General features: G+C 42.4%; 17 protein-coding genes. 2 read left to right on the top strand and 15 right to left on the bottom strand.

Annotation, left to right across the window (positions count from 1 at the left end):
- Positions 1–69 precede the first annotated feature (69 nt).
- From csrA to WFH04_RS00190, 12 genes are all read right to left on the bottom strand, one after another.
- Positions 70–291: a carbon storage regulator CsrA gene (gene csrA, locus WFH04_RS00245; RefSeq protein ID WP_336822034.1), complete on the bottom strand. Its 222-nt coding sequence runs from the start codon at positions 289–291 to the stop codon at positions 70–72.
- Between the two features lies 1 nt (position 292).
- Positions 293–736 (bottom strand): flagellar assembly protein FliW, encoded by a 444-nt coding sequence (fliW, locus tag WFH04_RS00240; RefSeq protein ID WP_336822033.1) that lies wholly within the window; start codon positions 734–736, stop codon positions 293–295.
- 82 nt (positions 737–818) lie between these two features.
- Entirely contained in the window at positions 819–1,373 is a 555-nt protein-coding gene (locus WFH04_RS00235; protein WP_336822032.1) for a DUF6470 family protein, read from the bottom strand.
- A gap of 59 nt (positions 1,374–1,432) precedes the next feature.
- Entirely contained in the window at positions 1,433–2,329 is an 897-nt protein-coding gene (flgL, locus tag WFH04_RS00230) for a flagellar hook-associated protein FlgL (protein WP_336822031.1), read from the bottom strand.
- A gap of 18 nt (positions 2,330–2,347) precedes the next feature.
- A complete protein-coding gene (gene flgK, locus WFH04_RS00225) occupies positions 2,348–3,886 on the bottom strand; it encodes a flagellar hook-associated protein FlgK (protein ID WP_336822030.1) in 1,539 nt (512 codons plus the stop codon).
- Between the two features lie 10 nt (positions 3,887–3,896).
- Positions 3,897–4,394 (bottom strand): flagellar protein FlgN, encoded by a 498-nt coding sequence (locus tag WFH04_RS00220; protein WP_336822029.1) that lies wholly within the window; start codon positions 4,392–4,394, stop codon positions 3,897–3,899.
- 26 nt (positions 4,395–4,420) lie between these two features.
- A complete protein-coding gene (gene flgM / locus WFH04_RS00215) occupies positions 4,421–4,684 on the bottom strand; it encodes a flagellar biosynthesis anti-sigma factor FlgM (protein ID WP_336822028.1) in 264 nt (87 codons plus the stop codon).
- 364 nt (positions 4,685–5,048) lie between these two features.
- On the bottom strand, positions 5,049–5,468 hold the full coding sequence (locus WFH04_RS00210) for a TIGR03826 family flagellar region protein (protein ID WP_336822027.1): 420 nt from the start codon (positions 5,466–5,468) through the stop codon (positions 5,049–5,051).
- A gap of 11 nt (positions 5,469–5,479) precedes the next feature.
- Entirely contained in the window at positions 5,480–6,100 is a 621-nt protein-coding gene (locus WFH04_RS00205; RefSeq protein WP_336822026.1) for a ComF family protein, read from the bottom strand.
- Positions 6,097–7,476 carry an ATP-dependent helicase ComFA gene (locus WFH04_RS00200; protein ID WP_336822025.1) on the bottom strand — a complete coding sequence of 460 codons (1,380 nt, stop codon included), beginning with the start codon at positions 7,474–7,476 and terminating at the stop codon, positions 6,097–6,099. The genes WFH04_RS00205 and WFH04_RS00200 overlap by 4 nt, the downstream gene beginning before the upstream one ends.
- 434 nt (positions 7,477–7,910) lie before the next feature.
- The gene (locus WFH04_RS00195) at positions 7,911–8,756 is read right to left on the bottom strand and encodes a DegV family protein (RefSeq protein WP_336822024.1); all 846 of its coding nucleotides are present in this window, start codon (positions 8,754–8,756) and stop codon (positions 7,911–7,913) included.
- A 129-nt stretch (positions 8,757–8,885) separates the two neighbouring features.
- Positions 8,886–10,118, bottom strand: coding sequence for an EAL and HDOD domain-containing protein (locus tag WFH04_RS00190; RefSeq protein ID WP_336822023.1), 1,233 nt, complete (start codon positions 10,116–10,118; stop codon positions 8,886–8,888).
- Between the two features lie 136 nt (positions 10,119–10,254).
- On the opposite strand from WFH04_RS00190, the gene WFH04_RS00185 reads away from it, so the two are divergent.
- Positions 10,255–11,031, top strand: coding sequence for an enoyl-CoA hydratase-related protein (locus WFH04_RS00185; RefSeq protein ID WP_336822022.1), 777 nt, complete (start codon positions 10,255–10,257; stop codon positions 11,029–11,031).
- Positions 11,032–11,295: 264 nt separating this feature from the next.
- On the opposite strand, the gene WFH04_RS00180 is transcribed toward WFH04_RS00185, so the two are convergent.
- The gene (locus tag WFH04_RS00180; protein ID WP_336822021.1) at positions 11,296–11,715 is read right to left on the bottom strand and encodes a flagellar protein FliS; all 420 of its coding nucleotides are present in this window, start codon (positions 11,713–11,715) and stop codon (positions 11,296–11,298) included.
- 117 nt (positions 11,716–11,832) lie between these two features.
- On the opposite strand from WFH04_RS00180, the gene WFH04_RS00175 reads away from it, so the two are divergent.
- Positions 11,833–12,660, top strand: coding sequence for a flagellin N-terminal helical domain-containing protein (locus tag WFH04_RS00175; protein ID WP_336822020.1), 828 nt, complete (start codon positions 11,833–11,835; stop codon positions 12,658–12,660).
- An 18-nt stretch (positions 12,661–12,678) separates the two neighbouring features.
- Here WFH04_RS00175 and WFH04_RS00170 read toward each other — a convergent pair whose 3' ends face one another.
- Both WFH04_RS00170 and WFH04_RS00165 read right to left on the bottom strand, forming a co-directional pair.
- Positions 12,679–12,963, bottom strand: coding sequence for a late competence development ComFB family protein (locus WFH04_RS00170; protein ID WP_336822019.1), 285 nt, complete (start codon positions 12,961–12,963; stop codon positions 12,679–12,681).
- An 816-nt stretch (positions 12,964–13,779) separates the two neighbouring features.
- Positions 13,780–14,424 carry a TetR/AcrR family transcriptional regulator gene (locus WFH04_RS00165; RefSeq protein ID WP_336822018.1) on the bottom strand — a complete coding sequence of 215 codons (645 nt, stop codon included), beginning with the start codon at positions 14,422–14,424 and terminating at the stop codon, positions 13,780–13,782.
- Positions 14,425–14,428: the final 4 nt, after the last annotated feature.

Raw genomic sequence — 14,428 nt, 5'->3', positions numbered from 1 at the left:
TAATTGGATGTTTCACTAAGCTGCAGACACAATTCATCGTATACAATGAATTGTGTCTGGTCAGTACTTTTAATCTTTTTTGATAAGCTGTGAAAATAGGCTACTGTCGAGTGTAATTGCTTCCGCATTTGTTTCGGAAATGGATTTCACCAATTCTCCACGTAAAATATCAACGTTTTTCGGGGCTTCAATACCGATACGTACTGTATCGCCTTTTACTTCTATTATTTTAATTTCAATCTCATTGCCGATCTTAATTGTTTCATTGCCTTTCCGAGAGAGGACTAACATATTATTTTGCCCCTTTCTCTATCGCGATGCCAATTGGGTGACGAAGATCAAAACGGTTGTCGTTTAAGATCATTTGCTTCGCTTTTCGATTGTTGATTTGGAAAATAAGAGGCGCTTGCAAATTGATTGTCGACTTTTCAAACGGTTGCTTTAAAGTGAGGACACTTAAAACGAAAACATCTTCCTCTTTTTCTATTTTTAGCGCATCAATTGTAGGTTCGTCGATTTCAAATGAGTAATCATCTACATAGGTATATGGATTCGTTACGACAAATGCCACTTCTGATTTGTTGGTTGATTGTAACACTTGGAAAGTAGTATTACCTTCAATAGGAAGCAATACGAATTTATGTTCATTTTCGAAACCGGGAATGCCTTTTGGGAAAGTCCATAGTTGATCAGTTGAAATTTCAATATCACCGTGGAATTTTGTTTGGATGTTCATTCTGTTTACTCCTTTTTATTATTATATGTTGAGCTTATCACGATTTTAATTAGCAAAAAAGAACGAGCATTTTCTCGTTCTTTTACCATTTAATATCAATTTGTATAGAAGGATATTGCTCCATCACTCCAGATACTTTTCCAGGTGTGTAATGATGGATTGGTTTGTTTATTTGCACGTCCAATATCGGTTTTTGAGGTGTTACATTAATGTCTAAGGATCCTTTCTGGAAAGACATTTGGATTTTCGTTCTGTCTCCTACAAAACGGATGCCCAGTGGAGCTGGCGCAGGAGTTGTTTGCTGGCGAATTATATCCACTATTGCGTTTCCGCCATTTTCAATTTGCATCATTTGCTGACCTTCTTGAGCTCTTCTTGCAATACCTTCCATTGCGCTTTGTCTTCCATACTGGGCATTTTCGTCACCGCGGCGTAACGGGCCTTTTAGGTCAATGTCTGCGCGGGCTTCTGTTGTGTCTAAGGACAGTTGCGGTCTTGTTGTCGACATCTCAAGGATGGCTGCTGGCTGTTCTTGCTGCATCGATGCTTTTGGCTGTTCAATCTCTTGAATTGGCTTGTCAATTTGCAAGCCTAAGATGCCTTTTGTTGTTTGAATTTGAATCTGTGGGATGTTCATACGAATCACCTTATCGTTAAATGGAGTTAGACAACATGTTGCCTAACTCCAAAATTGTTTTATCTTAGGAAATCGACTAATGACGGTTGGATAATTCGTGCTCCAACAGATAGAGCGACGCGATGGACCGATTCTTGTGTAATCATTTCCGTTATGACTTTCTCAATGTCAATGTCTTCGTTTTCGGACATTTGTTTTTTGGAAATGACTTCTTGAGTGTCAAGACGATGTTCCATCATTTCTGCACGATTTTGGCGGGCACCGATGTCTGCACGAGCTTCTAATACGGCGTTTTGTTGTTCGTCAATATTAGTTAAGAATTTGCTAATAGCTGGGCCGTTTGTGTCTCCGCCAGTTTGACTATCTATTTCGCTGATAATATCGTTCATCATAGAATCGATATCCGAAAAAAGTTTTGATCCGTTAGTATTTACAACGAGTTGAACTCCATCGAAAACGCCAATAGAAACATCCTTATTCAATCCAGGAAAATCGTCTACATCAACCATTTCTCCGTCTATAAAAAGTGGGGTTCCTGTATTAGTTCCCGAGAACAAATGCTTTTCCCCAACTTTCGTATTCGCCAAGTCTTGGATTTGCGTACGTAATTGTTTAATCTCTTCTAAAATTTTCTCACGATCTTCTTGCGTTTTTGTATCGTTTGCAGCATCGACTACTAATTCTTGTAGCCGTTTTAATGCTTCTCCGACCTGGTCAAGCGCATCATCAGACGTATCAAGCCAGTTGTGTACTTCGCCGAGATTGCGTTGATATTGTTCAACCTTGTCCACTTGCATTCTGTAGGCCATGCCTTTCATCGCAACGACAGGGTCATCGGATGGCCGATTAACCTTTTTTTGAGTAGTTAGCTGGTCTTGCAATCGTCCCATTTTTGAATAACTATTTGATAAGTTACGAAGCATATTATTTGAAAGCATTGATTGTGTTACACGCATTTACTTATTTCCCCTTTCTTACCTGCCGGCTACACCCATGCCGTTAATGATTTTATCTAATGTTTCGTCAATCACTGTAATCATTCTTGCGGAAGCATTATACGCTTGCTGAAATTGAATCATATTCGTCATTTCTTCATCTAACGAAACGGAACTGATGGATGCGCGGCGATGTTCGACAGCACCTAAAAGCGTTGCTGTATTGTATGTCATTTTGTCCGCTTGCTGACCGTCTACTCCTAATTGACCAATTAAGCCTTGGAAGTAGGATTGGATTGTCGCATTATCCAACCCAGTTAACTCATCGAATTGCATTCCGGCTAATCTTTTGGCATTGTTGCCGTTCCCTTCTTCTTTAATCGGATCATCCGAATCGGGATCAGCGTTAGACGCCGCAATCAGAGAAGGATCTTTTTGAATTGCTTCATTTACAGTAATATTGCCTGCAGTAATCTCGCTGCCATCCGTAGAAGTAAAGAAATCATCGCCTTTGTTGCCGTTTAAATCTCTTCCACCTCTATGAATATCATTAAAAGCATTAGCAAACTCTTGAGCCATCCGATTCAACTGCTCAAGCATATCAGGATATAAACCTTCCGGACCGTCTGTTCCGCTTACTCCAAATGAATTCATCAACGATTTCATTTTTCCATTATCAAGCAAATTACTATGGTTAACTTCTAAAGAAGTTCCGTTTGGTCTAGTGATTCTCAAACCATCGATGCCTTCCTGCGCTGACAAAGAAGCAGGATTCGTTTCGATTTTCCCCGCACTATTTCCTTGGACTAAATTAACCTTAGATCCATCTTTCATTTTCAAACTAATCGTCGCGCTTCCCTCAGCAATCGCCAATGCACGCCCGCCTGATTTTTCATATGAAACTTCTATTGGGAAGAACTCGGAAAGCTGATCAATCAATATGTCTCGTGCATCATATAGATCGTTCGGCAAGTAGCCGTTTGGTTCTACTTCCGAAATTTGACGGTTTAAGTCTGCAATTTGCTTCAGCAAAGAATTAACGTCTTTTGCTCCGATTTCAATTTCTTTTCCGATATCCGACTGAATTTCCGTCAAGGAATTGTACATATATTTAAAGGAATCTGCAACTGCCATCCCGCGCTGGTTAACGACTTTTCTCGCCCCTCCGTTTTCAGGATTGACGGAAAGATCCTCAAGGGACTGCCAAAACTCGCTAAGAGATTTTTGAAGACCGTATTGGGAAGGCTCTGTCAAAATATCTTCCATTTGCGAAATGGCATTTGACCTTGCTCCCCAATAGCCTAACTTATTCGCTTCCTGTCTATATTGCTGATCTATAAACGAATCGCGAATTCGTTGGATCGAACCAGCCTCCACACCAGTTCCGAGGAAACCAGGCATCGTTGGCGTGTTCAGACCAACTCCCGGAAAGCCTGGTGTCGCCTGCATGTTGACCCGCTGGCGGGAGTAGCCTAAAGTGTTGGCGTTTGAGATGTTATGTCCAGTTGTATAAAGAGCTGATTGCTGTGTGTAGAGGCCACGTTTATTTGTTTCAAGCCCCATAAATGTTGAGCGCATGTTGTTCCTCCTAAGCTTGTGAATCGAAAGACGGAATGTCTTTCACTTCTTTTTTGCCTTCAATTTCGTTCTTTGAGTAGTTTGCCGATTCCGGACGTGGACGGACCATGTCCAGCGACAGATTCACGAATTGAAGGGATTGATATGTTAATTTTTGGTTGAGGTCGTTTTGCCATTTCAATTCATGAATCGCATGCAGGAGACGGTCCTTCGCCTCCCTGAGACGTTGTTTGTCCGGTTCGGGCGTTGCTTCGATCAGCTCAGATACTGTCGGGTTCATCGATACGGGACTTCCTTGTCCGTTCATATAGCCGATGACCTTTTGCTGGCGTTCTTTTTCCATTTGGACGATGGCGGCCAAATGGGCCTGTTCTTCTTTTAGTAATGCATCGATTCCTTGGACATCGCCACTTTTAATGAGTGCTGTCTTGTCGTGCGCGATGCGAAGCAGGCTCTTATGCAATTTCTCCAAGTTGTCAAGTATAGACAGGATTGCTTCAATGGACATGCGGATCCCTGCTTTCATTCATAATATTATTTCTTGTAATACTTGATCAGGTTTTCAGCCAATTTTTCCGGCTCTACTTTATACTCACCCGATTTGATTTGCGCTTTCAGTTCCTGAATGCGTTCTTTCCGCTCCGCTGCAAATGTGGATACTTCAGATAGTTGTTTTGCTTGCGATGAAATTTCCAATTTGTCGCGGTTCATCTTCGGCTGATTATTCGCCTGTTCGGATTTCACCTGGTTTGTACGGTACGGATTAACCGGTGGAATGTTCATTTTATTAATTTTCATCGTTTCGCTCCTTTCAAAAGTTTTTCCCTTGTACCTTATTTCGGTTCAAAATCAAGAAGGTTTAGGGTCTTTCGTACGAATTGGGAAATCGGTTCGGTTGGCGGATGAAGTGGGATGATGGTTTGAATATTGTGTTTAGGTATGTGTGCGATGTTGTGTTGCGATTTTTCTACTTGCGTTGCGTGGCCAGTTCATCATTGTGTTGCATACGATCTACATTGCGTTGCAAGACCCGTACGTTTGTGTTGAAAATGATCTACAGCGTGATGCAGGCCCAATACGGTGGGATGCGAGCTTTCTACATTGCGTTGCGAAGTCTTTCCATTGTATAAGATTCATTCAACGCAAAAACCGGCAGTTTAAACTACCGGTTTTTACGCTGTTCAGCGAGATAAGTGCCTCGATCGGATTCTACTACTGCTTCTCGGAATTCTTGTGCTGCTTCGAATGTACGCAAGTCTTTTTTCAAATCTTCGGTGCAACTGTCGCATAGCTTGCCTTTTTGGGTGAGCTTGCCGCAGTTGTCGCATGGGTAGCCTAAGTTTGGGAAGAGGGCTGGTTGCAGTCGGCCTTTTCGTACCCATTTGTGCAACAATTCCTCCGTTACGCCGGTTGCTTCAACGATTCTTTCGATTGTTGCTGCACGGTTTTCACGCCTTCTAAGGAAACGATATACTTCTTCGTACATTTTTTCTTCATCGCGAGCACATTTAGCGCAAACATCGCGAATCCCTGTGTAGTTGAAAAACTCTCCGCAAGTTGGACAATTTCGTAACTCTGCCATAATGTATCCTCCTATTGATTCATTGTTTCAGCTCGGATCAGTGTGACGGCTTCCACTTTTTTCGCTCCCGCCTCTTTCAAAAGAGCGGCTGCTTGGTTCAACGTCGTGCCAGTTGTATAAATGTCGTCTATGAGTATGTAATGTTGATTGTTTAATTCAATACCCGGTTTGATCTTAAATAACGGCTTCATGGCGAGCCGCTCTTCTTTTGACTTTTCTCCCATTACTTCTGTGCTGACTTTTTCAAGCAAATGAATGAACGGGATGTTCGCTGCTTTAAGCAGTTCGTCTACATGCGCAAATGTGCGTTCAATTTTTTTCGCTGGATGCATCGGGATCGGAACGATAATTACTTCTTTTTCATTGAGTACACTTTTTAAATCATGCGCGAAGACATGTGCCAATGCGATATCCTGCAGAAATTTGTATTGATGGAGAAATTCTCGCATCGCTTCGTTGTATGTATATAAAGAAGTAATTTTGTCAATCGTTTCCCCTTCTTCTATTATGTCGGCGCGTTCAAACTGTTTTGAACAGTCATTGCAAAGATTTATTGTTTTTTTAATACCGATTAAATCTTGCCACCCAATTGAACTTTCTAACGTTTGATCACAAAGTAGGCATACGCTCATACTCTTACGCCTCCCCGGTTCAATTTTTCGATTTCCCTTTTCGCTTCATCCATTGCATAGGTGATTCCGTTATGGAAAAGTACAAATTCTCCGTCCGGGAATTTGACAGCTCGGCCAACTCTCCCGCCAATTTGAATGAGTGCTCCTTTATCGAAGATTTTCTGTTCAGCTCCTACAACAGCCACTTGGATGTTTGGAATTGTAATGCCTCGTTCCAAAATTGTTGTCGTTAGCAACCCGGGAAGCTCTTCATTGCGAAGCGCTTGAACATGTTTTTTCCGTTCCGGGTGCGCGGCATGAACTGAGCGGATCCGCTCATCTAATTTTTTGAACAACGGCTCTGCCATTTCCATTAAACCGATGTTGTGGAAGAAAATGAGGAACGGTTCTCGTTTTTCAAGACGTTCCATTGTCCAATTGTTCAACTTTTTCGGCAGTCTCCCTTTGCGAATCTGCTTTTCATAGTTCCATAAAGAAATAAATCGTGGAAGAGGCAATGGATGTCCGTGGTATCGGCGGTTGATTGTCGTGACGGTACCTGTCCTTCTGATTTCATTAATGAGCTGATCCGAAGGGGTTGCTGTAACAAAATGGATCGGCGCATTACGTTTGGCCGCTTTTCGGACAGCTTTGCGCAACGTTTCGTCAGCTGTGTATGGAAATGCATCCGCCTCATCAACAAAAATAACATCAAATGCATGGCGGAAACGGTAAAGTTGGTGAGTTGTCGCCAAAATGAGCTGCGCTGCTTCACCTGTCAATTCTGCTCCGCCATATAATGCCTCGATCGATGTTAGGGGAAATGCTTGCTTAAGCCGGGGCTCTAATTCAAGAATGACATCTACGCGGGGAGCTGCTATGCAAATCCGTTTTCCTTCCGTTAGCGCTTTGTGAATTGGCTCGAACAGCATTTCAGTCTTTCCAGAACCGCAAACTGCATAAATTAAATGCGGTTTCCGTTTTTCCGTGCTGATCGTTAAATCGTCCGCTGCTTGCTGTTGGGCAGGAGTCAGTTTTCCTTGCCAAGACATTGCATGTTCAGTCGCAAATTCAATCGGATCGCCGTTCCAAACAATCAACTCTGTGCAAGAAGATACCCTTCCCATCTTCAAACATTGTCTACAATATGTACATGGACCTTCGCATTTAGCACAATGGAATGTCGTGAAGCGGGATGGATCTTTATTTTCGCATCTATTGCAAAAGTGGCTTGTTTGATTCACCATGCCTTTATTCGTAACGATGCCTTTAATCGTTTTGATATGCCCAGCTTCGATATGTTCATCGATCATTTCACGCACAAAAGGAGTGTGCATGCGCAACCAAATACGTCCGCTCAAGAAATCCCTCAATGCGGTGTCGAATGGTTTTGACATAAGCAACACTCCTTTCGGTTTGTTATTTATTTCATCATCAATTTGCCACGTCTATATCTTCGAGGGGCAGCTGCTCGGGTCGTTTGGGCCTGCACGACGCAAGTCATGCAGGCGTTACGTATTAGTGCCGACGTTGCCGCAGGACGCGGCGCTCTTAGTCGGCCAACGCCTGTCGGAGCTAAACGCCGCCCTACGCTTTTGGGATCATCCAGACTCCGGGCGGCAGCTCCTCGGGTCGTTTCAGATAGGAAGCTAAGGCAAAGAGCGCCTTAGTTTCCTATCTTCCAACGCCTGTCGGAGCTAAACGCCGCCCTACGCTTTTGTTACCATCCAGCTCCGAACGCCAGCCTCTCGGGTCGTTTCGGTCTTGAAGCATAAGGCAAAAAGCGCCTTATGTTCAAGCCCTCCAACGCCTGTCGAGGCTAAACGGCGTTCTACGCTTTTGTTTGTACCCATCCAAGTCCCATCGAACCCTCACCTAAATGTGTTCCGATTACTGGGCCGAAGTGGCTGATTGTAAATTGTACGTTTGGCAGTTGTGCGGACAATTCGTTTTTCCACGCTTCTGCTTCTTCGGGCTGGTTGGCGTGGATGATTGCTGCCTCTAACGGCATTTTGGCTGCATCTTCTGTTAGCATGTCCGAAATTCGTTTCATCGCTTTTTTGCGTGTACGGATTTTTTCGAATGGTACAATGACTTTGTTCTCGAAGTGCAAAATCGGTTTTACTTGTAGTAATCCGCCGATGATTGCTTGTGCTCCTGAAAGTCTACCGCCACGTTGTAAATGGGACAGGTCGTCTACCATAAAGTAGGCGCGCATCGTTTTTTTCATTTCATTGAGCTCCGCCATAATCGTTTCAGGAGAGGCTCCTTCTTTCGCCATTTCTGCAGCACGCAAGACGTAAAACCCTTGCATATAGCAAGAAAGCTCCGAGTCGAATGTATATACATCGATTCCCTTTACCATTTCCCCTGCTTGAGTAGCTCCAGCATATGTGCCACTTATGCCACTTGATAAATGGATTGAAATGGCTGCATCGTATTCCCCTACAAAAGATTCAAAAAGCTGTGCAAATCGTCCAACTGGCGGTTGAGATGTTTTTGGAAGTGGTCCATCACCACGCACTTTGTCGTAAAACTGTTCCGATGTAATGTCAATTTCCTCTTCATATGCTTGTCCGTCAATAGTTACAGTTAGAGGAACGACATGTATATTCAATTCTTTTATTTTGTCAGCAGGCAAATAGGCCGTGCTGTCAGTGACGATTGTCGTTTTCATTCGTATCAACTCCTGCTTAACATTCTACGTGAAATTGATTGAAATTGGAATGTTGAGCATATCAATGTTTACATTCAGGCTTTTCGCTATAGAGTAAACTATTCGTCTTTATGTAACACAGCATACACCTTAATCCAAAGTTTGTGCCCAGAGGTTCGCCTGACGAGATATTTCACTTAACTTCCGATCCTCAATGCCAATCGTTTTCGCGTGTTTTCGGACATTTTCCCAATCAAAACGTTCCATTGCGATCGCAAGGTCAAGATAAGGCGTCATTTCTGTCTTGCCGCCTTGGAGTGTCATTGCCACTGTTTCTGAAAGTGGGATAAGCGACAAAATTTCTTCATAGCTTCTTCCCATAATGGCATCCATTAAAGAGAACATCCCAGCGAAAAAGTACTCATCCGTATTGTCTTTTCCTTTATGTATCGCTAATAGCTCGCACATTCTTCCTCTCGATAGCGAGAAGGAAACTAATGCTTTAATACGTCCCTCTCCGGATGTCTCACCAATATCTTGCAGCGTTAGGATACGCATCCATTTCCGCATGCCACGCAATCCGATAATGACAATTGCCTGCTTGATGGAGCGAACTTTTTTCGGAATGCTGAAGTGCATAGAGTTGATGAATCTTAACAACTTATACGTTAGTGAAATGTCTTGCAATATCATTCTTGCGATTTCATTTATATTTGGCGTCTCTTCATTTAACTTCTCGATAATTCGCAAATGCAAATTGAAGTTTGATGGAATTTCGACCCCTTTAATAATTTCAGGCTTCGAGAAAAAATACCCTTGAAACAGATCATATCCACTCTTCTTTGCTTCTTCGAATTGCTCTTTCGTCTCAATTTTTTCAGCTAACATCCGAATATGCGGATAGCTTTTAATAAATTTTTCTATGTTTTTGCGCTCATTCTTTTCAACTGCCATATAATCCACTTTTACGAAATCGATTAAATGAAACAATTCAGTATGTATAGCATATTGCTCTTGCATAACAAAGTCATCTAACGCCAATCGAAACCCTTCTCGTTTAAGCTGGCGGATCCTTGTAATAAGTGAAGGGGTTATTTCAACGTCTTCCAATATTTCTATGACGACACATTCCGGATGTAAGCTTGTAAATAGATCTTTCGTTAAAAGCTCGCCGGTAAAGTTAATAAATGATAAAGATTTTCCAACGACCCGGTCGATTCCGATTGACAGAAACGTATTGACGAGCAATTGAATGGTCGCCTTTTCAGGATCTACGTCGGGAAAAACATTTTTTTCGCTATTTCGATAGAGCAGTTCATAGCCGAATACTTGCCCATTCCGATCCAAAATCGGCTGTCTGCCTACGAATATATGAAAACCCATCGCCTCACCCCTTACTGCAATCAGTATAGCAAACACTTATTATTTTTACTATTCTTTTTAAAAGTACTATTTTCATAGCACATACGAGTAAAAAATGATATGTTCGTAGTAACTTCGAAAGACAGGGGGAATCATTTTGAAAACGATTCAATTCGAGCAAAAGGGGCATATCGCACGTGTAACGCTTAATCGACCAGAGGCGATGAATGCGTTCAACTATGACATGTTGTCCGAATTAGGACAGGTTGTCGAATCCATCCGAATCAATCCTGATATTCGTGTTGTTTTATTCACAGGATCCGGGGAGCGTGCTTTCAGCGTGGGGGCTGACCTAAAAGAACGTAAGACATTGACAGACCAGCAAGTGAAACGGAATATTTATAAAATTGGCGAAGTGTTTACAGCAATTGAACAGTTGCCACAGCCGACGATTGCTCTATTAAACGGCTATGCATTCGGCGGCGGTATGGAATTAGCGCTATCCTGCGATTTCCGTTTTGCGGTAGATACTGCCATCATGGGACTTACAGAAACAGGACTTGCCATTATCCCAGGGGCTGGCGGCACACAAAGATTGCCGAGATTAATTGGCGAAGCGAAAGCTCTTGAATTGATTTTGACAGCTCGCAAGCTAAATGCGGCAGAAGCTTTGCAATACGGTATTTTGACGCAAACTGCTTCTGCTGCTGAAATGGACGATGTGATTGGCCAATTTACTGACACACTGCTATCGAACGGCCCTATTGCATTGCAGCAAGCAAAGTTTGCTATTAAACACGGCATGAACACTGACTTGCAAACAGGGCTCGCGATTGAGCGGAAAGCGTATGAAATAACAATACCGACTGAAGACCGGATCGAAGCACTAACAGCGTTTGCCGAGAAGCGGAAGCCGAAGTTTAAAGGGAAATAAAACGCTCATGAGTTTTTCTCTCAACCCTATCATGAAAACTTTCTATTAAATAACGCATAAGCAACTCAGTTCAGCACACAACGATATTCAACAACGAATAACTTGCACTTTAAAACGGCGCATAAACACCTCTTTTCACAAAAAAAAGAATTATATACGGCATATAAATCTTATTTTCAATACCGCCAATTGAACTTGTCGTTGTTCAATTGGCGGTTGTCGTTTTTGCAACGAAAAGTAACGTTATCGATGGATTTTATATCGCTATAATTGATCCGTTTGGAAATTCCTTCGTCTCGTCACTTGTTTCGCAACTTCCCATGAGGCGATTAATTGTTGAATGATTTCATCGACATGTGCGATTTTACGATCTGTTTTTGTCAGTTTGACGTTGACGAGGCATTGATTCAAATGAATATAAAGCAGCAAATGCTTTTCGCTGTCTTCTGCGTCATGGTCAATTGTCGTCATGAGCTCGAAAATGAATTGCTGCGCTTTTTGCAATGAATGATCTAGTTGCTCGGCATTGTTCGCTATGATTGCTTCTCCGCATAATTGAACATTTTTTCGCAAGCCATTTAGCAGTAAAATGACATATTCCATCATGGAGAGCGTCGACATGTTTGATTCGCGATAAATCTCGATCGCTTTTTCTATATCTATGATGTTGTTTTCGGTATACAAGCCGAATCACTCCGTTTTGCCTTTTTCCTTTCTATCGGCAAAAAGGGATTCATTTCAATATTTTTCAGTCGATATAAATGTAGAACAACTAGTTGAATGAAGATTTGGGGTGATTTTATGCGCGTGTTAAGTCAAGAGCATATCTCGTTTTCGACGAACCGCTATCAACGGAATGCCAGCCAGATAGAGAAAAGCTTGCACAAGTTAGGCTCTGGCCTAAAGATTGCAAAAGGCAGCGATAACGCTTCCGGTCTTTCGATCTCAGAGACAATGCGTGCACAAATTCGCGGCATTTCGCGGGCACAAAGTAATATGTTGGATGGCCTGTCCGTTTTGGAATCGGCGAATGAAGGGCTGAATAACGTCAATGGATTGCTGCAAAGAGCGCGGGAGTTAGCTGTCAGCAGTGCCACTGACACGATGACGATGAACGACCGATTGGCAAGCCAGGAAGAGTTGAACAATATTCTTGCTGCGATAGATGATACGGCGGAAAAATTGGAGTTCAACACGAAGAAGATTTTAGGAGAAGATTCATCTTTAAAGCTGCAAGTCGGCTCCCATTCTGGACAGCAAATGACAATCAATCTATTCGATGTAAGTGCGACAGCTTTGGACCTACGCGATCGTGATGGAAATAGCGCTTCATTGGTGCTTCGTGACCAAGCTGAGGCGCTCATAACGAAAGTCGACGATGCAATCAAAAAAGTGTCAGGCTATTTGACAAACATCGGTTCCGACATGGAATCAGTCGAGCATCATTTGGCGAATGCGTCTGTATTTGAGACGAATTTGACGAAGTCGTTGTCATTATTAGAAGATACCGATATGGCGGAAGAAATGATGAATTTTATCAGCTTGGATATTCGGCAGAAGGGCGATCATTTATTGGTTAGCCAAGTGAACCAAAATATTCAAGGGGTTATGTCGTTATTTTCGAAGTAAGAGTAGAGGCAAATTGCCCTACTCTTTTTTTGTAGTTTGGCAACGCGGAGACTCGGAAACAATGTGCGCAGCTTTTGCGACAGTGGAAAGAATATTCGTTGCTCCTTGACGATCCGCTTGATGTGATGCGCGGACGTATGGGCTATGCATTTCATTGGCAATATATTGCGGTGGCAGTTGGTTAAGCGCTATCGCCATAATATCGTCTATGCAACGATGGCAATCGCAAGTTAGGTGAAGGCTTGCTCTGTTTTGATTTAACGCTTCCCTCACTACATCTTCCATTACATTGTGAACACCCATTCAAATACCCCCAGTATTTCGAATATAGCACATTTGTATATTGCAATCATTTTATATTGTACCATTCTATTCCTTTTTGGGAAGTATTGATTTCCAATATTTGTTGTTTTGAGACTTGTAATGCGTTGCGAGAATGGGATTATACATGGATACAGGGATGTAGGCGTGCGGGCATGGTACCTATTCGTTTTTTTGGGGGGATTATGCTGCTGGTAGAAAGTTTATGCGTGGGAGAGTTATTTTATGCGTTCGAAGGGCAGGGTTATGAGTGAGAGAATGGATTTATGCGCAAGTGAAAGAAGTTATGTGCTTAGTAGAGCATTTATGCGTAGATTAGGAAATTTATGCGGTCGCTGCAGGGATTATGCGGTTGGTGAAGATGTTATGCGTATGCGGAGATATTTTTTGTGCTCAGCTCAGAGGCACTATGAGAGCGGGTTTATCCGTTTTACGTAGAAGTTATTTGCAAGCGAAGAGTTTTAATGCGGCTGGCTTGGAGTATGAGTGATGTTTGCTGCTTGGCGATGCTTTTATTGTGCGTTACGTAAAAAAGCTCACGCTACTGTGAGCTTTCAGCTTGTTGACAAACGCTCGCATACTGCGTTGCTCGTCTCGCTCGTCCCCTCATGAACCTAAGTTCTATTCGGGTCTTCGCTCGACTTCGCGCCTTGTCTGACAAGCGTTTTCAAGCCAAGCTGGGCAAACACTTATCCCATAACTAAAAACCTTTAAAAGACTGTAGACAAAGTGAAAAAATACTTTGTCTACAGTCTGAAAGCTCACGCTACTGTGAGCTTTTTTGCAATGTGCAGTTTGCTATTGACGAGACAATCCTTTTAACAGAAATTGAATCATTCCATCAATCTCTTTTTCGTCATCCCACGTTTGGTCTGTTGCAATGATGTATTTGGTTGCAAAGTATCCTAATATCGTGGAGGCCGTTAGCCGAATGACCGTTGTAGGCGGCATATCAGCAAGCTGGCCTTTTTTTTGGTAGTGCGTAACGATTTGGACGAATCTTTCATATACTTGTTTCCCGACATGTTCGATGAATTGATCTTTTAATTCATCATGAAATGGAACTTCTTGCAAAAAGATTTTCACGACTTTAAGATTTTTCTCTAAGAATTCTTTTCGGTTTGCAATCATGGCACGCAAAAAATCCTCAAAGTGATCGAAATCCTTGTTTAGCACTTTGTTAAAGTCTTTTAATATTATAGGGCCGATCATTTTAAGCATCATTGGTGTGACGATGGAAAGAAGCAGTTCTTTTTTTGTCTTGTAATGGCGAAAAATTGTTCCTTCCGCAACGCCTGCCTTTTTTGCTATTTCATTTGTTGAAGTTGCGGCAAATCCTTTTTCCGCAAAGATCTCGGTAGCGGCTAAAAGGATTTTCTTTTGTTTATCCGTCAAAGAAGCCTCATTGTTCAGCATTTCTTCAAATCGCTGTTCTTCTGTCATGGAC

Origin of the sequence: Sporosarcina sp. USHLN248 (genome assembly GCF_037144575.1) — a bacterium.
Taxonomy (GTDB): Bacteria; Bacillota; Bacilli; order Bacillales_A; family Planococcaceae; genus Sporosarcina; species Sporosarcina contaminans.
Note: the sequence above shows the minus strand (reverse complement) of the source record. Positions and strands in the feature narration are given on the sequence as shown.